This window comes from Streptomyces sp. NBC_01171 (assembly GCF_045039805.1).
Lineage (GTDB): Bacteria > Actinomycetota > Actinomycetes > Streptomycetales > Streptomycetaceae > Streptomyces.
The window spans coordinates 1,137,994-1,156,812 of sequence record NZ_CP108609.1 but is presented as its reverse complement, the minus strand read 5'-3'; the positions used below and the strand labels follow the sequence as shown (position 1 = coordinate 1,156,812).

The window sequence follows — 18,819 nt, the reverse complement described above, 5'->3', positions numbered from 1 at the left end:
TCCGTACGAGCGAAACGCCGAGCGCACGAGCGGAATTCGGACGTACGAGGGTCTGCAAGAAGCCGACAACTGGAATGCCCGATTCCTGTGGCTTCACATACCCCCGTACCGGTGAGTCACTGCGCAGACTGGAGAGTCCCGCTACCCACGGCAGCAACGAGGGGACCTCGACATGCACGGCTCGCGTATCGCCGCGATCGGCCACTACCAGCCCGCCAGGGTGCTCACCAACGAGGACCTGGCGCGCATGGTCGACACCAGCGACGAGTGGATCACCAGCCGGGTCGGCATCCGCACCCGGCACATCGCGGGCCCCGACGAGCCGGTCGACGAGCTGGCCGCGCACGCCGCCGCCAAGGCCCTGGCCACGGCCGGGCTCGCCCCCGGTGACATCGACCTGGTGCTGGTCGCCACCTCCACGGCGATCGACCGCTCCCCGAACACCGCCGCACGGGTCGCGGCCCGCCTCGGCATCCCCGAGCCCGCCGCGATGGACGTCAACGTGGTGTGCGCCGGCTTCACCCACGCGCTGGCCACCGCCGACCACACGGTACGGGCGGGCGCCGCGACCCGTGCGCTGGTGATCGGCGCGGACAAGATGTCCGAGGTGACCGACTGGACCGACCGCACCACCTGCGTCCTGGTCGGCGACGGCGCGGGCGCGGCCGTGGTCGAGGCGTGTGCGCCGGGGGAGCGGGCGGGGATCGGGCCGGTGCTGTGGGGGTCGGTGCCGGAGATGGGCAACGCGGTACGGATCGAGGGCACGCCGCCGAGGTTCGCGCAGGAGGGGCAGAGCGTGTACCGCTGGGCCACCACCCAGCTCCCCCCGATCGCCCGGCGGGCCTGCGAGAAGGCGGGTGTCGAGCCGGCCGACCTCGCGGCGGTCGTGCTGCACCAGGCCAACCTGCGGATCATCGAGCCGCTCGCGCAGAAGATCGGCGCGGTGAACGCGGTCGTCGCCCGCGACGTCACCGAGTCCGGCAACACGTCCGCCGCGAGCATCCCGCTCGCCCTCTCCAAGCTGATCGAACAGGGCAGCGTCCGCACCGGTGACCCGGCCCTCCTCTTCGGCTTCGGCGGCAACCTCTCGTACGCCGGCCAGGTGATCCGCTGCCCGTGAGCCAGGGGTGGCCGAAGGCACAGATACGCAGGTGAAAGGCGCTCCGAAACCTTGGTATTGTTGTCCACGTCGCCGCGGGGAACACCCCCGGCCAGGTGACAGACACCTTGTCCGGGTGGCGGAATGGCAGACGCGCTAGCTTGAGGTGCTAGTGCCCTTTATCGGGCGTGGGGGTTCAAGTCCCCCCTCGGACACCACGAAACAGCTGCACGATTCGCTTTCGAGGGCCCCGACCTGACGGTCGCGGGCCTCGTGGCGTTTCAGTAGCTGATGGTGACGTCCCCAGGGCTTCGCGGAGCGACGTCTCGGCGCGGGGTTGGCGTCCTCGCACGGAGCGGCGGTTGCGGAGGGGAACGCATGCCGTGTCGCCACTGACATGCTCCGGCTTGGTGCGGGGCCGTCCGCCCAGCGGCCGGGAACTCGGAGCCGGTACAGACTCCCGGTCAACCGGGGGTATCGCCCCACTGGCTCGACGTGACCGGGAGGGGCGTGGGACGGCGGCCTCCCCGTCGGCGAGGTGACTCATGCGGCCGTTCCCTCCAGCACCGTGATGCCTGTGATGAGCGGCCGACCGTACAGGGCGAGGATCTCGTTGGCGAGGGCGATGGTGTGCAACGGGTTGTCCCGTTGCTGGTGGGCCTGGATGCCTGCTGCGAGGAGCCCGGTGGGCACAGCCCCCGCATCGAGGAGGACGCGCCACTCTGCGGGCGGGAGCTGAAGATACTCGAGGTGGGTGAGCCGGGAGATCTGACAGGGATCGACGAGAGTACCGGGATAGGCGCGGAGGGTGCGCAGGCGCGGCAGGCCGAAGACGGGGGTCAGGCTGAGGGGCTCCTTCTCCCACACCCCGATGCTGAGGACCTCCAGACCGGCATGGGCGGCTGCTTCGATGCCGGGGAGGGAGGCGCGATTGACGTGGGCGACGAGTGGCCGCCGTTCGACCCTTCGGAGGGGCCGCCCGTCGAAGTGACGGTGGACGACCATGTCGGTGAGGGAATCGGCGACCAACCCGGCGCCGATGTTCCCCTCGTGGCCGATAATGATCACCTGCCCGACGTGCCCCTGCGGACCCGGCGTGAGGTCGACGGCGATACGGTCCCCGCCGCCGTTGTCACCGAAGACGATCCAGCCCGGCGATCCGACGAGCCCCTGCACGGCGTCCTCCGGCCCCGTCTCGACCGCCTCCATGGCGCCGAACTGCCACAGCACGTGCCGGGAAGCCGCGTCGGCAACGTACACGTCGTCGAGGGGGAGGAGCTCGCAGCCGATGGTGTCGTACGGATCCCGGTAGTCGTCCCAGTCCTCGTACCGGCCCCGGACAATCCGGTACAGGGCCCTCAGCTCGGCAGGCAGCGGCACGCCCAGGCGCGCCTCGGCCGCTGCGATCGCCTCCTCGGAGGCGCCCACCGCGTCCGGGAGCCGTTCGCGAAGAGTGCGCTGCAGCAGTCCCGCATCCGCGGACGGAGCCGGTACCGCGCCCGGCACCGGATCGGGCAGGCGGCGCACCGGCTCGGGCAGTGCCCCGTCCGCGAGGACAAGCGTGCCGGGATGCGCGGTCGCGACACCCGGCTCCGCGGAAGAGCACGGGCTGATCAGATGCAGCCGGACACCGCCAGGAGCGGAAGACGCCTCCACGACGAAGGAGACACCGTTGCTCCCGCTCTCCTCGAGCGCGTCGACGATCCGGCCCACGGCGTCGAACTGATCCTGATTGTCGGAGACTTGTGAGGCGCGCCCCGGCTGCGGCGGCCGGTACGGCAGCGGAACACTCCATGCCCCGGGACTGATCTGCCCCGCCACGTGCCCGCCGGGCGCGGAGAGCGTCTCCGCGTGGGCGGCGTGCAGGAGACGCAGTAAAGGTTGCCAGGTGGTGAAGTCATGGAGCGAGGGCACGAGAAGACCTCCTGAAGGTGTGCTCGCCGATTTTGGATCATGGGTCGGGCACCGACAACACGGGGCGTCCACCGGGCGGAAGCGGCCTGGTCGGGATGTCGGTGCCGGGCCGGAACGCGGCTCGGCCGTCGGACCGGTTACAGCAGGACGAGCAGCTTGGTCCCCGGGACCAGCTTCCGGTTGACGGAGGTCGACTGGACGAACACGGTGTAGGCCTCGTTGCTCCCCGGCGTCACCGTGACCTCCGTCGACGGCAGGCCCAGGAGCTGCCGGGCGGCGGGACCTGTGAACACCTTCCCGGTCGTCCGGCCGGTGGCCGGGTCCTTCTCCGCCACGGCGATCTGCTTGTTGGCCTGTATCTTCTCGCGCTTGGACAGCTCGTAGAAGGCGCAGCCGGTCCTGTACGGATGCCCGGCGCTGGTGACGAAGTCGCGGATGGACGTTCGCCCGTCCACCGGGATCAGGACGTACTTGCCGGCGTCCAGGGCCCGGAGGCTGGACTTCACGTCCGCCGTGCTGAGGTCCTGGCCCATCGCGAACAGGTCCCTGGTGCCGCGCACGCCCTGCTCGCGGTCCCGCAGGAACTTCGTGGCGGCCGTCTTGACGGCGCCGATCGCCTCCTCGACGCCCTGATCCGAGTCCGCGTCCCAGATCGAGATGTTGCCCGTCGGGAAGCCGTACTGCTGGGCGGTGCGCTTGGCCAGGGAGTTCGGCACCATGATGGCCGAGGTCCAGTGGTCCGGCAGGCTGGCCATCTTGTCCGTGATCCTGCTCCGCCACTTGTCCAGGACGGCACGGCCGTCGGGAAGGTGGTCGTGGCGCGCGCCCGTCGTGTCGGCGCCGGAGGCGTTCTCCTCGCCGTCGGTGACGACGACCTGGAGGAAGCTGTGCTCGCCGTACTCCTCCCAGATGTGGCCGAGGTCGTCGAGCGCCTTCACCGACGCCTGGATCAGCGCCGTCGCGCCGTTCTCGACGGTGTACAGCCCCTGCATGGACGGCAGGTGCTTGACGTCCATGTCCCACACCAGGTTCTCGACCAGGTGGTCGAAGGCGTAGAGGCTGATCCGGGTCTCGTGGCCGAGCCGGTCGGACTCCTCCTTCAGCCCCTTCACGAACTCATCCACCACGCGGACGAGTTGCTCCGAGTGGCCCCGCATCGAGCCGGACTTGTCGATGACGAGAGCGACGTGGTTCACGAAGTGCTTCTTGAGCCGGTCCTGCACCGTAGCGCTCATCGTGTCCATCCCCTTCCTCTGGTGCCTCCTGACCACAACTGGGCCTTGCGGAGACACGGCCTCCCGGCGCGGACCTGTCCGTCGCCGTTCGGCCCGTCCATGGCCTCGAGCGTCAGGGGACCCGGCCGCGAAAAGCCGTCAGGGGAGCCCCACAACGCCCTTTTCCGCAGGCAGGCGTCCCCTGCCGAGGGTGAACCCGGCAGGACCCTGGTCCGTCCAGATGATGGCTCCACCTTATGGAGGAGCACTGACAACCCATGCTGAGCTGCGGTTCAGCGCCAGGGACACGCACTTGGAGAACACCGACGGTGGCGAACATGTTCGCCGTCGGACGAGGAGCCGGAGCCGGGCTCGCCCGTGAGCGGGCAGGGAACACGGTGCTCTTCGTTACGTCCGTGGGGTCCGTACGAAGGGCGCGCGGCTGACCACGGCTCGGCCTTCAGGGCGGCGCGGCCGTTTGCCGGGCTGTCGCTGGGAGGAAGGGTTGAGCATGCGGCCGGCGTGACTGGACCCGCCCGGTCGGAAGCGGTCGCACCTGCGGTGGATCAGAGGACCCACTGAGGGAGGCGGGAGGGCGGCCAGGCCGGGTTCCGTGCTCAGGCTGTGAAGATAAGGACAACGGTTCGATCTCTGTGGGTGCCAGAGGGTGACACCGGAGTCCCGGTGCGCGGTAACGTGCGCGCCCGGCCTGATCACCGCACTGTCCAGGGACTGTTATGCCCGATCCTCTCGCGCCGCCGAACAACCGGCCGCCGGCGCCCGTGACCGCCCGTGTGACGGCCGAGTCGCGAGCCGGTTCCCCGAGGCGGCGTCAGATGCTGTGGTCCGTGCTGCCACCGGGCGTGGTGGCCGTGGCCGGTGCGGTGGCCACCGCGCTGGTCAGTGACGGCCATCTGGACCGGGCGGACCAGGTGGCGATGTCCGGCAGCGTCGTCCTCATCGGCGCCGTGGCGGCAGGAATCGCGGGGGTAAGGGCTTCGGCGGAGGCGCGAGCAGTCACCAAGCACTGGACGGAGCTGTCCCGTGCGGCCGAGCGGGACCGTGCCGAGCTGGCCGAGCTGATCCGTACCACCGCCGAGGGCAGAGCCGAACTGGACTCGCTGTTCCGTCGGCTGAGGGCCGGAGAGCCCCCTGTGCGGCGACAACCGGAACTGCCCCCGCAGACCGGCCCGGACCATTTCTCCCGACTCGGATTCGAGATCGCTGCGGCCCGGCACGAGGCGGAGGCAGCCGTGCTGGAGATCGCCGCCGGGGCGCTCGGTGCGGAACACAGTGCCCGGCTGGAGCAGTTCGAGGTGTTCGCCAACCTGGCGCGTCGACTCGAGTCACTGGTGCACCGCGAGATAGGGCTGCTGGACAGCCTGGAGAACGAGGTCGAGGACCCCGACCTGCTCAAGGGTCTGTTCCGGGTGGACCATCTGTCCACCCGGATACGCCGCTACGCCGAGAACCTGGCCGTGCTCGGCGGTGCGAACACCCACCGCCAGTGGACCCGTCCCGTCGGCCTGACCGACGTGCTGCGTTCCGCCGTCGCCGAGATCGACCAGTACGCCCGGGTCAAGCTCGTCCCGCCCATTGACGGAACGGTCAGCGGCCACGCCGTGGTCGACGTCGTCCATCTGCTGGCCGAGCTGCTGGAGAACGCGACGGTCTTCTCACCGCCCCAGACCACCGTGCACGTGCGGGTCGAGCCCGTCGCTGCCGGGGTGGCGATCGAGGTCGAAGACCGAGGCCTGGGCATGTCAGCGGACGAGCGCAACCAGATGAACACGGTGTTGGGTGCACCCGGCGAGGTCGCCCTCGGCGAGCTGCTGCAGGACGGCCGAATCGGCCTGTACGTGGTCTCGCTCCTGGCCCAGCGGCATGACATCGCCGTGCAGTTGCAGAGCAACGTGTACGGCGGCACTCAGGCCGTCATGGTGTTGCCCACGGCCCTGCTCGGCCCGCAGCCGGCAGCTCCCGCGCCCGAGCACCCCGCTGTCGCGACCCCTGACGCGGTGCCGCAGGACCCGGTGGGGCCCGAGGCAGCGGACCCCCCGGCGACAGCGATGACCGTCGTCGCGGATCCGCTCGTGTCCGACTCCGAACCGCAGCCCGCCCGGATGCCCTCCGACGGCGAGGACGACCGTCCGCGGCTGCCTCAGCGACGCCGGGACCACGCCGCCGAACAACCGCGCCCGGTCCCCAGCGCCGGCAGTTCCGAGGACGTCGCACACGACCCGGGCCTGATGGCCGCGTTCCAGACCGGACTGCGCAGGGCCGAGGAAGCGGAGACGCCCTGACACCCGAGGGTCACCCTGAGGGCCTGGGGCCCCTCCAACAAGCCATTTCCTTCTGCCGAAAGAGGAGTACACGATCGTGGCGAGCGAAGACCTTTCCTGGCTGTTGACAGGTCTGGTGAACCGGGTGCCGCACACCCGAAGCGCCTTGTTGCTGTCCTCGGACGGACTGGTGAAGGCAGCGGAGGGGCTCGACGCGGACGCCGCCGACCAGTTGGCCGCGCTCGCCAGTGGGCTGTACTCATTGGCGCGCAGCGCGGGCCGGCACTTCGACGACGGCGGCGACGTGCGGCAGATAGTGACGGAGCTCAGCACCTCGTTGCTGTTCGTCTCGACCGCAGGGCACGGCGCGGTGCTGGCGGTGCTGGCCGGACGCGAGGCGGACGCGGCGGTGCTGGGCTACGAGATGGGCATGATGGTGAAGAGCGTGCGCCCGCATCTGGCCACGCCGCCGCGGCACGTGGCGGGGTAACCGATGACGCCGGTCCTCCCCGACGGACCGCTGACCAACGAAGCGGTCGGGCGGCTGGTCCGTCCCTACACCGTGAGCGACGGCCGGACCAGGGCCACGTCCCACTTCACGCTCGTGACCGTGGTGCGGGCCACGGGTGCCCAGACGCAGGGCACCTTCGGCCTGGAGCATGCGCAGGTGCTGGCGCTGTGCGAGAGCCCGGTGAGCGTCGCCGAGGTCGCGGCCCGGATGCAGGTGCCGGCCGCAGTGGTCAAGGTGCTGCTGTCCGATCTCGCTGAGGGGGCGCGGTGGTCGCAGGCCACGCGCCTCCGCCCTCCGCGGACCACTACGTACGACCTGATCGAGACCTCCTGGAAGCGGTACGCGATGCCCTCCTCAAACGACTGTGACCCGCTGCCCGCCGAAGCCCTGCCGGTGGGAATCAAGGTGCTCATCGCCGGCGGGTTCGGCGTGGGAAAGACCACCTTCGTCAACACGCTCAGCGAGATCGAGCCGCTGAGCACTGAGGAGATGCTGACCGCCGTCAGCGCGGCCACGGACCGACTGGACGGAGTGGAGAACAAGGCCACCACCACCGTGGCCCTGGACTTCGGCCGGATCACCCTCAGTCCGTCCCATGTCCTTTACCTGTTCGGCACACCCGGACAGGAGCGCTTCTGGTTCATGTGGGACGAACTCTCCGAGGGGGCGCTCGGCGCGGTGGTCCTCGCCGACACCCGCAGGCTGGACCACTCCTTCGCGGCGGTGGACTTCTTCGAGCGGCGCGGCATCCCCTTCGTCGTCGCCGTCAACGAGTTCGACGGCGCGCACCGCTACCACGCGGAGGAGGTGCGGACCGCGCTCGACCTCAGGCAGGAGGTGCCGGTGGCGCTGTGCGACGCCCGCGTCCAGAGCTCAAGCATCCGCGTGTTGCTCGAAATGATCCAGCACCTGATCACGACAAGGAGTTCCCATGGCAGCGACACCGCCCCACCCCTCCTCCGGGCCTGAGTCCGGGATCGCCGTGCGCCACCTGCTCCTCCCCCCGGAGGACCCACAGGTGCGTACCCGGTCCGAGCGGCTGCGCGCGCTGGGCATCGAAGCCCGTCCGGATACGGAACTCGACGCCTTCGCACGGGAGCTGGCACAGCGCACCGGCGGCTGCTATGCCGGGGTCAACTTCTTCCTCGACGCCGACCGCCAGTACTTCGCAGGTCTGTACAGCGCCGCACAGGACACCCCGGTGCACATGGGACCGCCGTTGCTTCAGGACCCGGTGCCCGGCCGTGTCATGCCCCGCGACATCGACATGGGCATCTGCCCGCACGTGGTCAAGCGCCGCCGGGCGCTGGTGCTGGAGGACATCCGGGATTTCCCGCGGTTCGCCGGAAACCCGGTGGTCGACGCGATCGGCATCCACTCCTACCTGGGCGCACCGCTGATAGACAGCACCGGCGTGGTGCTCGGCACCGTCTGCGTAGTCGACCAGGACCCGCAGCCATGGGGGCGTAAGGGGCTGGAAACCATCAAGGCCATGGCTGCGGAACTGGTCGAACGGCTTGAGGAGTCGGCGCGCCGTCGCAGCTGACCGGCGCCACCGGACTCGCACAACCCATCCATGGTCTGTGAGCGGCAAGTTGTGGGGGACGGCCGTCGACAAGCGGGCGGGCGGGAGCAGTCGACGGTGGTGGGCCGGTGGGGTGGCAGGGGGGTGCAGCTCGACCGCCTCCGAGGGAGGAGGCGCCCTACGCGGCCAGGGCTGCGCGGCAGGCTGGGTCGTGGTGCAGAACGTAGGCGGGGTGGCCGGAGGGCAGGTCGGTCGCGCGGAACCGGGCGGATGGCGCGGGCGCCCTTTTCGGGAGCTGGGTCACCCGCCTGTCCGTCAAGGTCTCGCCAACCGGTCCAGGCGGTCACCGACCTCGACCGCCAGCCCACCCGACCACGCTCGTAAGGGGGGGACGACGATGCAACCCCCGCGTACCGCAGCCGAGGGAGACGCACGACGCCGCCATCTGGCTGAAGCGGGAGCATGTCAGCTCGCTGCCCGTGTGAGTACTGCTGGACCTGAACGAGTAACTTCAACCACTTGTCGGCCATGTGGGGTTGTCGTACGCAAGGGACCAGTAGGCGCAGAGCTTCCTTGTGCCACCAGCACCGTGTCGTGTGAGGGTGGCATGGAAGGCGAGCCGGTCCACGACCGCCGCGCAGAGCTGCGGATCGGTACACACCCTGCTCCACGCCCAGGGCCGCGCGCACCTCTCCCAGACCCTGTGCGAAGGAAATGAGCGAGCAACAGCTGTGGCCGATGCGGCCCCCGCTGAGGTACGAGCCTGCGACAGGGAGGCCTTGCCTTGGTGCTCCAGGTGAGGAACCCCCCGATCGGATAGCCGCGGTACAGCGACTGGACGAACGCGCGAACCTGGTCACGGGTCCAGACGTAGCCGCGCTGGAACTCCGGAAGGGCGATGTCCCCGGAATCGATCTTGTGCAGGATCTGCGAAATCTGCATGCTGTGTCATTTCGTTCGGCCCGTCGGTACTCCGTACGGGGTTCGAGATTCCTGAGTGACGGCGCGGAAGCGTCCTGAGGCCGGTACCGGCGGACGGGTGACGGCTGTTCGTGCGCCACGGCCTGACGCATCCGCGCGACTTCATGCGCCGATGCTCCACGGCATGCTGGCGCTGTAGGAAAGAAACGGAGCGGATCACCCTCCGAGCGCCGTGCCGACGACCTCGCCGCCCCAGCCGTCCGGGGTGCGCCACATGACATGCACGGTGAAGATGTCGCGGGCGGCTTCGGCGGCCCAGTCCTCGGCCGGGGGTTCGCTCAGGACGAGGTAGAGGCCGGTGGCCTGGGCGTGCAGGGTGTGCTTGATCTCAAGGAGACGCGTCGCCCCCTCACGGAGGTCCTGGTAGGCCGAACGGCCGGCGCCGAGCACCTCGTACAAGTGCAGGCCCTGGTCGGTGTCACAACCGACGTCGACGACTGGGGAGTCCACCGGCTCGAGGTCCGCCCACAACAGGGCCGCCTTCAGAGCGTGGCGGACCGCCTCGTGCTTCTTGCAGGTGCGGTCGGCCGTGGCCCAGGCCTCCAGCGCCTGGAGCAGGGCGGACTGCTCCACGGTCTCGGAGGCGGTGGCGGGCGCGCTGGCCGCTGTTCCGGAGGTGGGCACGGGTTCGGTTTCCTTCTGTTCGGGCTGCCACTCGGGAGCGGGCGCGGTGCTGGGTGCCCTTTCCGGGGCGGTGGCTGTGGCGTGGTCCGTGCGGGCGCGGAGGGTATCGCGTGCCTCGAGGAGGGCGTCGGCCCAGCCGGAGCCGGTGAGCCGGTCCCGGAGGGCGGCGATGTCCAGAGTGCCGTCCTTGAGCGCTCGGTGGGTGCCGGCGGCGAGATCGCGCAGGAGACTCAACCGCTGCCTGTCGGGCGATCCGAGGACGCGTCGTACGTCCACCCAGTCCGCCTGGTCGCGGCGGAGGATGCGGTTGGCCATGCCCTTCAGCTCGGACAGGCGGGCGCGGGCGTCCTGTGGCTCGCCGTTTGTGACCGACACCAGCTCGTCGAGTACGCCCAGGGCCGCGATGTAGCGGGGCGCCATGGTGGGCGAGATCGGCATACGGCCACGCTGGTCGGTGGTGAGCACGGTCTGCGTGGTCTCGTTGGCGAACACCCAGCAGTCCAGCTCGTCACCGGTGCGGGGCGGGGTGGAGCCGTGCCGGACCGTGAGTATCATCGGGCGATCGACGGCCGGGGCCAGGGCGGTGACCTTGTAGCGGCCGCCGGGGCCGGGGCCGACGACCTTGACCCGGACGTCCGTGCCGACATCCGGGACGGCGGCCTCGTCGTCCGGCCGGACCTCGGCGGGAGAGGAGCTGGGGATTCCGGCGGGGGCAGGGGAGGGGACGGTGTTCGTGAGGGCCTCCGGGAGCGGTGCGGTGTGCAGCACGGTCAGGGTCTGCGTGCTGCGGGTGAGAGCGATGTAGAGCTGGCGCAGGCCGGCCGGACCGCGGGCGGCGATGGTGGCCGGCTCCAGGACCAGGACGTGGTCGTACTCCATGCCCTTGGCATGCGTGGCCGCCAGCACCGAGACCGCTTCGCGACGGGGGCCGGTGAGGTCGTCGTTTCCGTCCAGGAGGCGGGTGATCTGGTCCAGCCACATGGAGTCGTCGGGGACGATGACGGCGATCGAGCGCAGGTTGTTCCCGTCGTCGCTGGAACCGACGAGGCGCGTCACGTGGGTGACGGTGTCCTCGAGGAGCTTCCACGGCTCGGTCGCCACGGTCCGTACCGAGTCCCCGCCCGCCTCGCGCACCGCCCGCGGGTAGGGCAGATCGGGGGCGACCGCGCGGGCGAGCGGGGCGACGAACTCCATGATCTCCGCGGGTACGCGGTAACTGGTGGTGAGCTCGGCGACGCGCCAGTCGCCGTGGTCGGACAGGAGCGTGCCGAGGCGCTCCCAGCTCGTGTGGGTGTGCGGGCCGGTGGCTTGGGCGAGGTCGCCGAGGACGGTCATCGAGCCCCCGGCCGCGCAGCGGCGGCGCAGGGCGCGTGCCTGCATGGGCGTGAGGTCTTGAGCCTCGTCGACGACGATGTGCCCGTAGCGCGGCGGGACTTCGCCGCTGATGAGGAATTCAAGCTCCTCGAGGCTGATGTGGTCGTCGAGGGTCCAGGGCTCGGCACCGGCGGTGGCGGCGCGGGGCCGGTGCAGGACGGCCTGTTCGTGCTCGTCGAGGATGCCGTCGGCGCAGGACCGGAGCATGTCGCGGGAGTCGTACAGGCTGCGCAGGGCCTCCTTGGCGCTCAGGGACGGCCAGATCCGTTCGACGAGCCGTTCCACCCGGCGGTTGCGCTCGAACTCCCTGCGGATGGTGGGTGACTGGCCGCGGCGCGGAGCGATGTCCGTGAGCTCGCGCAGGAGGAGGTCGACGAGCAGGGTGCGGAAACGGTCCCGGCGCCGCCGGTACGGGCCCCCGCCGTCCTGGGCGGCGGTGAGGAGGTCGAGGACCCGGGAGCGCGGGACACGCAAGGTGGTGCCGGCGGCGGCGACCATGACGGCGGGCTCGTCACCCTCGAAGGCGGGGGCAGTGGTGAGGTCGTCGAGGGCCGCGGGGCGGAACTCGCTCTCGACGCGGTTGCGCAGCACGGCCGCCATCCGCTCGTCCGACTTCACCCGGCGCGCCTGTGCGGCATCGGTGCCAGGCGTGTCGGCGTCCCAGATACGGGACAGCTGGACGGCGTTGACGTCCCTGGTGCCGAGCGTGGGCAGCACCTGGCCGACATAGTCCAGGAACCGCTGGTGAGGGCCGATGACGAGGATGTCCTGAGCCTTGAAGTGCTCGTTGTTGACCAGCCAGGTGACCCGGTGGAGACCGACGGCGGACTTGCCGGTGCCCGGGCCGCCCTGCACGACGAGGATGTCGGTCGGGGAACCCGTCACCAGGTCCATCTGGTCGCGGCGGATCGTCTCGACGATGTCCCGCATCAGGCCGCTGCGCGAACGCTGCAGCTCACGAAGCAGCAACTCGTCCGGCTGGAGCGGCCTGCGCCGCCGGATACGCTCCACGTCACCGGGCGTGGGGGCAGGCGGGCGCCGCCCGGGCCGCGGGCCACTGGGCTCGGCGACGTTTTCCGGGACCAATTCCGCGGCGGAGTCGGGGGCCGGTGCGGACGGCTCGGCCACGTCCGGGTCCCGCGGCCCTTCCAGCTCGGCCCGGTCGTCTGCCGCAGGACGCGGCTTCGGAATCCGCGTAGGGGTTCGGACGCGATCTGGGGAAATGGAGGGACGGTCGAGGGCGGGCTGGGTAACGGCGATCTCGTCGACGCAGCCCTGGACGACATGCCGCGCGCACTGCAGGCGTCGCCGCAGAACCACATCCCCCGGCTTCTCGGGCAGCGCCCTGGTCCATCTGTCCGCCAGCGGGCTGGTCCACAGCAGCACCACCGGCTCCCGCTCCGAGTCCAGCACACTGCGGCGGCCGATGTACCAGGGGCGCGGCTCCCGCCCAGGCTCCTCCGGAGCGTCGACACGCGCGAAGACCAGCGCCTCGTTGCCGAGTCCCCCGTACGCCTCGGCCCGCGACTCCGCCGCCTTGCGGACGGCGATGCTGTCCTTGCCGCTCGCCGAGGCCATGGCGGCGGAGCTCCCGCTCATCTCGGCCAACCGCGCTTCGTAGCAGTCGTACGCATGGTCCACCGCCTTCTGCTCGAGGGCGATGACTTCCTCACCAGTGGTGGTGCTCATGTGCGTCCTTCCCCGCGGCGCTCCCCGGCACCGCTACGGGCGAGAAGCCCGTACCCAGTGGAAACATTCACCAGAACCGCTTCGCTGACAAGGCATCAGACCGACGAATCCCTCAGCTCCGCAGCGGCAGGGTTGGTCCGTCGGCTATCAGGACGAAACCTGCGACATCACCGGCTCCTTCGGCACCCGATCCTCGTCATGGACAGAGCAGCCGACCGACTTGGCCGGCACCACACCGAGGGCGTGCTCGTCCGTGCCCGTAGCAGCAGGCGCTGGGCCTTCGCCGCCCGGGCGCAGCCCTGGCTCGTCCTGCTGACTCAGCCGGGCTGGGGCTACCGCACCGGGAGTGATGCGGCACTTGTTCGAGGACGGACTCCGGCTCCCCATGGGGAGCGACGACGAAAGGGACTGAGCCGGTAAGGGCAGACGCGACCGCCGGAGCGGGCACGCGTGGTTACCGCGGCGGGGAGGTCCGACCAAGGTCATGCGGCCACGAGCGCAGGTAGTGCCGGAAGTGTCCCACTGTCCTCCTCGCACAGCGAGAGGGATCCGAGCGCTCGTTCGCCTGGTTCGCTTCTTCGTTACTGCGGTTCCTCGGCTCGCAGCGTGCCGCCGCGCAAGGCCGTGTCCGTGGCGCGGCCGATGAGAGCGGTCGAAGTCGCGTCCACGGCTCCTCCGATGACGCCACCCAGGATCGGCACGGCCTTGGCGAGCGTGATCGTGGCGCGCTTGGTCCCGTACTTGGCGACGAGGTAGAAACCCACCTTCTTGTTGATCGCCTTGATCGTCTCGTGCGAGACCTTCTTGATCATCTGCTCGGCGATCTTCTGGCCGACCTTGACCCCGAAGGACGCCAGGACGTTCTGCGCGCTCATCCCGATGGCGAGCATCATCGCGACGGTCCGCACGTGCGGATCGCCTACGTCCCAACCCCGCAGGTGCGCTATGGCGCCGGCCATCCGCATGTTGATGGCGAAGGACGCGGCCACGTTCGCCGGTATCGTCACCCCTGCGGTGACCAGGCCTCCGAACCCGGTGACGAATCCTTGGGCCCCGGAAGCGGCCACCGACTCCTTGATGAGACGGGCTATGACCGCATCGATGTCATCCGCCATGTCCTCGGGGGAAAGGCGCTCGTCGTCGCCGGGCGGCCGGTAATTGTCACCCTGCCGACGCGCGAGACGCTCCTCGGCCCAGGTGACGGAGCCCGTGATCCGGCCGACACCGTTCACCATGACCTTGTCCGCGAGACCGCGGACCCACTGAACGGCCTTATCGGCCGCTCCCTCGTCGGGAGTCTTCTCGTCAGCCACTGCACGTCCCTTCCGTCAGCGCCCCCCCAAAGGGCGCCCCGCACCGTTGTGGGCAGGAGAAGGAACCTGGTGCAGGCCGCTCCGGCCTGGCCAGGGACGGCCGAAACCGCGCGCCCCCTCGCTACCGCCCGTCCACCCCTCGCGCCGCGACCTCGCTCGCCGCGGCACCTCAGCGAGCTGAAGCGGTCACACTCTCCCATGGAAGTGAAAGCGCCGTCAAACCTCCTTCACGTGCTGGTTGACGCTCGCAGCGGCTACCCCGCCCCGCAGCCGGCCTCCACGAGGAAGGGGCTCGGCTGCCCGGTCCAGGAGACGTACATGCCGTCCCGGGCCCGGGTACAGGCGACGAACAGCAGGCAGCGTTCCGCGGCGAGGTCGGCCTCGTGCTGGAGCCGGTCGACGTCCTCCGGGGTGATGGCCGAAGGGTTGGGCAGTGCGCGGTCGTTGACGCCGATGACAGCGGTGTAGCGGTACTCGAGCCCCTTGAAGGTGTGCATGGTGCCCACGTTGACCGCGTCGTCGGTGCGTGCGGCTCCCGCCCGGACCCGGCTGGCGGGAATCCCGGCTCCGATCAGACGGTCCTTGGCCTTCTCGCAGGTCTTGTTGAACCGCGCACAGATGCCGATCTCCCCGTACGCTGCGCCGCCGTCCACCCACTCACGTACCTGATCGACCAAGGCGTCGAGTTCGGCCTCCTCGGTCTCAGCCGCGTGGACGCGCGGCCCGGAGCCGTGCAGGGCGGAGCTGTACCCGATCAGGGTCTCGTGCCGTCCGCTGTCGGCCAGTTCGGCGTAGGGGCGGCCGAGCAGGAGCCCCGTCGCCCAGCTGAGGATCTCCTGGGTGGAGCGGTAGTTCTTGCGCAGCTTGGCCGAACGGCCGGCGACGTTGATGCCGAGGGATTTCAGCGACACCCGGTTGTCGTAGATCCGCTGATGCGGGTCGCCCGCGATGAACAGGTCGTCGGGGCGTCGCGGGGCGGCCGCGCGAAGCAGTCGCCACTGGGCCGGGTGGAGGTCCTGGGCCTCGTCGACGACGACGTGCCGGTAGCACGGCCCCTGCTCGGCCAGCAGGTCGGCGGCCTCCACACAGGTGCCGAGGTAGGTGCGCAGCCCGTCCTCGGCCAGCCGCCGGGTGAACTCCTCCACCGTCCGCCACACCAGCGGCCGGGCGGAGACCGGCAGCGCGCTGCCGCGGCCCCGGCGCTCGCAGCGCTCGTACTCCTCCCGGCTGCGGATGTCCTGGGCGAGGACGACGTGTTTGTACTCCTGGACGAGGAACTGTGGGGTGCCGGCCAAGCCGGTGGCTTCCGCGGCCTGCTCCCACCGGGCGGTCTCCTCGTACCCGGTGATCGGCCGGCGCGAGGTGTTGACCACGCGTCCGGCGAAGGCGTCGACGGTCATGACGTCGACCCGGTCGCGCAGGTCCGGATCGTCGACGAGCAGGCAGAGCCCTTCGCTGAGGGAGTCCACGAGGGCGTTGGTGAAGGTGGTGAGGAGGATGCGGTCGCCGTCGCGCAGGTGCCGCAGCAGGTGCCGCACCCGGTGGAGGGCGACGACGGACTTCCCGGTGCCGGGCCCGCCGGTCACCTGCGCCGGGCCGGAGTACGACGGACGGTAGGCGACCTTGTGCTGGGCGGGGTGCAGGAAGATCCGCCAGGCGGCGAACGGCTTGTCGAGGATGTCGCGCAGCTCGTCGGCGTCTGTGACGACGGCGATCCGGGTGCGGGTGTGCGCGATGGCAGTCGCGTAGTCGGTGGTGTCGACGGGCTCCTGCGCAGCCGCGTCGGCCAGCGCCGGCACGACGACCTCCTGCCACGTCTGCTCGACAGTCGCTCCGAGGGCCAGGTGTTCCAACACCCTGTACTGGTCCGGCGGGAAGAAGCGTCCGAAGACGTCGAGCTGCTCCAGGCTGGTCAGCACGCGTGCCTGCGCCAAGGTGGTGGCGTCGATGCCGAGCGCGGCCATCTGCCCGTCGGAGACCTTCGCGAAGAGCCGCTGCTCCTCGGCGGGCGCGATGCGCTCGTAGGTTGGCGTCAGCTCCTCCAGGGTGGCGATCTCCCGGAGTTCCACGGCGCCGGTGACGGCGTTGATGGTCGCCTTCTGCCTCACCGCCCACTCGGTGGCCTCGTCGTGCGGGCCGACCCGGAGCAGCACGAAAGTGTCCCCCGTCTCGGGCGCGAGGACCACGCCGCGGTATCCCTGGGTGATCCGTATGGTCCGGATCTGCCGGTCCTTGGCGCCCTTGAGGGATTCCAGCTTCAGGCCCGGATCCTTGAAGAGCTGGCTGAGGGTGAGCCGCTCGAACTTCTCCCAGGCGTCGAACACGCCGTTCCTGACGTGCTTCTCGAGCTTCTCCAGCTGCTGGCAGAAGGCTCTGTCGAGGGCAAGGTGCGGCATGACGGGATTTTAGGCCGGGACGGCGTGCCCGCACATAGCGGAGGTCTGTTCACCGTCTTCCGTCCGGGACCGGTATAAGGGGCCGGCGGGACAACACAGCGGCTAGCGCCCTTGACGCAGACGGGGGGGACCGGAAGCGTCGTAACCGGCGGTGGCAGGTGGCTAGCATGGCTGCAACGCACACAAATCGGTGGGGGAGAGTGTGAAGCAGTCCAATGAGCCGGTCGTCTCTCCGGTGGAAGATCTGCTGCAGGGCAAGATCGTCATCCCGTCCATCCAGCGTGACTTCGTCTGGATGCGTACCGATGTACGTGACCTCTTCGATTCCCTCTACCGGGGCTACCCCGTGGGCGCCCTGCTTCTCTGGGAGACGAATTTGGAGGTGCCCTTCCGGACCGCGGCAGTCGTCCAGTCGGAGACGTCTTCCCGTAAGCCGTTGTATCTCCTGGATGGGCAGCAGCGGCTCACCTCGCTCGCATGGGTTTACCGGCCCGAGTCAAAGGCTGACGGCCGTTTCATCGATCTCCGCTTCGACGTACGGACCGAGGAGTTCGTAAACCCGAGCGCGGTGCAGCGCAAGGACCCCCTCCTGATCCCCGTTTCCACGATCCTGCAAGAAGGCGTCCAGTTCTACGAGCTCCTCATGGACGCCGGCGTCGAGATGGGACATCCCGACTTCAGGGAGTGGACCAAGCGGCTTCAGCGGGTCAACGACATCCGCAAGCAACAGATCGTGGTGATCACCTACAGCTCTGACGACTACGAGGAGGTCGCCGAGGTCTTTGCACGTCTCAACAAGGGCGGGCGGCGCCTGTCCAAGGGCGACCTCGTCTACAGCGCGATCGCCGCCCGATGGGCGGAAGGCCTGCAGACGATGGATGCCTTCCACGACGAGTTGAGGGACATCGGCTTCGGACTCGACCGGGAGGCGGTCCTGCGCCTGATGAGTCTGCTCGCGGGGACAACAGCCCGCCACATCAAGCTCATCGGTGCCGCCATGGACGGGGCTGCTCTCAAGGAGGCGTGGCAGGCCACGGAAACAGCCTTGCGTCTCGCCGTCGACTTCCTCCGTGGAGAGTGCGGTATTCCCCGGTCGGATGTACTCACGTCACCGAACGTCGTGGTGGTCCCTGCACTGCTCCTTCATCACCGTCAGGGGAAGCTGCAGCCCGAGGAGGTAGGGCTGCTGCGCCGGTGGGTCTACACCGCCATGGCCTTCAGCCATTATTCCCTGCAGGTGGAGGGAAAGCTCGACGCCGAGGCGCGGCTGGTCAAGGAGCGGGCCGGGGAGCACCTGTTCACCGAACTCATCCGCCGTGCCTTCGGCCCGCGCTCGGTGGACAGTCCGATCCACCCGCGGGACCTGGAGCAGAAGTACTCGACCCACCCCTTCTTCCGTCTTCTCTACCTCGCCGCGCTCGAGATGAGGGCCAAGGACTGGGCGACCAACACCGCGATCAACGACCGGCCCGTCAACTCCCGTGCCAAGATCGAGTTCCATCATGTCTTTCCTCGGGCGCGCGTCCAGACGACGTTTCCCAAGGAAGAGTGGAACAGCCTGGCCAACCTCGCCTTCGTGACGGGCCAGACCAACAAGATGATCTCCGCCAAGCTGCCTGCGGAGTACATGGCCGGGATCGCGCCGGAGCGACTGGCCGAGCAGTGGATCCCCGACGATCCGGAGCTGCGGTCCCTGGACCGCTTCCCCGAATTCCTGGCCGCTCGGCGGCATCTGATGGCCAACGCCCTCAACCGGTTGCTGGGCCTGCCCGACTACACCGGTCAGGCCGTCCGCCAGGAGATCGACGAGCCGCCGGCCGACGAGCAAGTGATCGCGGAGGAAGCGAACGCGTCGGCAGCGGCTCGGAGCTGATGCCCAATGCCCTGTAGGGAGCCG

12 protein-coding genes, 1 tRNA gene and 1 pseudogene are annotated in these 18,819 nt (G+C 69.6%); 8 read left to right on the top strand and 6 right to left on the bottom strand.

Features of this window, described 5'->3' with window-relative positions; translation table 11 throughout:
- The first annotated feature begins 172 nt into the window (after positions 1-172).
- Complete coding sequence (locus tag OG448_RS05380) at positions 173-1,120, top strand: beta-ketoacyl-ACP synthase III (protein ID WP_405551771.1); 948 nt, start codon at positions 173-175, stop codon at positions 1,118-1,120.
- Between the two features lie 109 nt (positions 1,121-1,229).
- Positions 1,230-1,317: transfer RNA gene (locus OG448_RS05375), tRNA-Leu, on the top strand.
- Positions 1,318-1,642: 325 nt separating this feature from the next.
- Here the strand turns inward: OG448_RS05375 and OG448_RS05370 are convergent.
- A complete protein-coding gene (locus OG448_RS05370) occupies positions 1,643-3,013 on the bottom strand; it encodes an SMI1/KNR4 family protein (protein ID WP_405551770.1) in 1,371 nt (456 codons plus the stop codon).
- 137 nt (positions 3,014-3,150) lie between these two features.
- Positions 3,151-4,257: a VWA domain-containing protein gene (locus OG448_RS05365; RefSeq protein WP_405551769.1), complete on the bottom strand. Its 1,107-nt coding sequence runs from the start codon at positions 4,255-4,257 to the stop codon at positions 3,151-3,153.
- A gap of 806 nt (positions 4,258-5,063) precedes the next feature.
- On the opposite strand from OG448_RS05365, the gene OG448_RS05360 reads away from it, so the two are divergent.
- From OG448_RS05360 to OG448_RS05340, 5 genes and pseudogenes are all read left to right on the top strand, one after another.
- Complete coding sequence (locus OG448_RS05360; RefSeq protein WP_405551768.1) at positions 5,064-6,530, top strand: sensor histidine kinase; 1,467 nt, start codon at positions 5,064-5,066, stop codon at positions 6,528-6,530.
- A 76-nt stretch (positions 6,531-6,606) separates the two neighbouring features.
- Complete coding sequence (locus OG448_RS05355) at positions 6,607-6,999, top strand: roadblock/LC7 domain-containing protein (RefSeq protein WP_161203199.1); 393 nt, start codon at positions 6,607-6,609, stop codon at positions 6,997-6,999.
- A 3-nt stretch (positions 7,000-7,002) separates the two neighbouring features.
- A pseudogene (locus OG448_RS05350) lies at positions 7,003-7,224 on the top strand (DUF742 domain-containing protein); the annotation flags it as partial.
- Positions 7,225-7,365: 141 nt separating this feature from the next.
- On the top strand, positions 7,366-7,989 hold the full coding sequence (locus OG448_RS05345) for a GTP-binding protein (RefSeq protein WP_405558698.1): 624 nt from the start codon (positions 7,366-7,368) through the stop codon (positions 7,987-7,989).
- Positions 7,952-8,566, top strand: coding sequence for a GAF domain-containing protein (locus tag OG448_RS05340; RefSeq protein WP_405551767.1), 615 nt, complete (start codon positions 7,952-7,954; stop codon positions 8,564-8,566). Before OG448_RS05345 ends, OG448_RS05340 begins: the two co-directional genes overlap by 38 nt.
- Before the next feature lie 444 nt (positions 8,567-9,010).
- On the opposite strand, the gene OG448_RS05335 is transcribed toward OG448_RS05340, so the two are convergent.
- From OG448_RS05335 to OG448_RS05320, 4 genes are all read right to left on the bottom strand, one after another.
- Complete coding sequence (locus tag OG448_RS05335; RefSeq protein ID WP_405551766.1) at positions 9,011-9,487, bottom strand: DUF262 domain-containing protein; 477 nt, start codon at positions 9,485-9,487, stop codon at positions 9,011-9,013.
- 195 nt (positions 9,488-9,682) lie between these two features.
- Positions 9,683-13,213: a HelD family protein gene (locus tag OG448_RS05330; RefSeq protein WP_405551765.1), complete on the bottom strand. Its 3,531-nt coding sequence runs from the start codon at positions 13,211-13,213 to the stop codon at positions 9,683-9,685.
- Positions 13,214-13,794: 581 nt separating this feature from the next.
- Complete coding sequence (locus tag OG448_RS05325) at positions 13,795-14,526, bottom strand: EcsC family protein (RefSeq protein ID WP_405551764.1); 732 nt, start codon at positions 14,524-14,526, stop codon at positions 13,795-13,797.
- Between the two features lie 254 nt (positions 14,527-14,780).
- Positions 14,781-16,922 carry a UvrD-helicase domain-containing protein gene (locus tag OG448_RS05320; protein ID WP_405551763.1) on the bottom strand — a complete coding sequence of 714 codons (2,142 nt, stop codon included), beginning with the start codon at positions 16,920-16,922 and terminating at the stop codon, positions 14,781-14,783.
- Between the two features lie 202 nt (positions 16,923-17,124).
- Here OG448_RS05320 and OG448_RS05315 point away from each other — a divergent pair, with 202 nt between their 5' ends.
- Positions 17,125-18,795 (top strand): DUF262 domain-containing protein, encoded by a 1,671-nt coding sequence (locus OG448_RS05315; RefSeq protein WP_405551762.1) that lies wholly within the window; start codon positions 17,125-17,127, stop codon positions 18,793-18,795.
- Positions 18,796-18,819 lie beyond the last annotated feature (24 nt).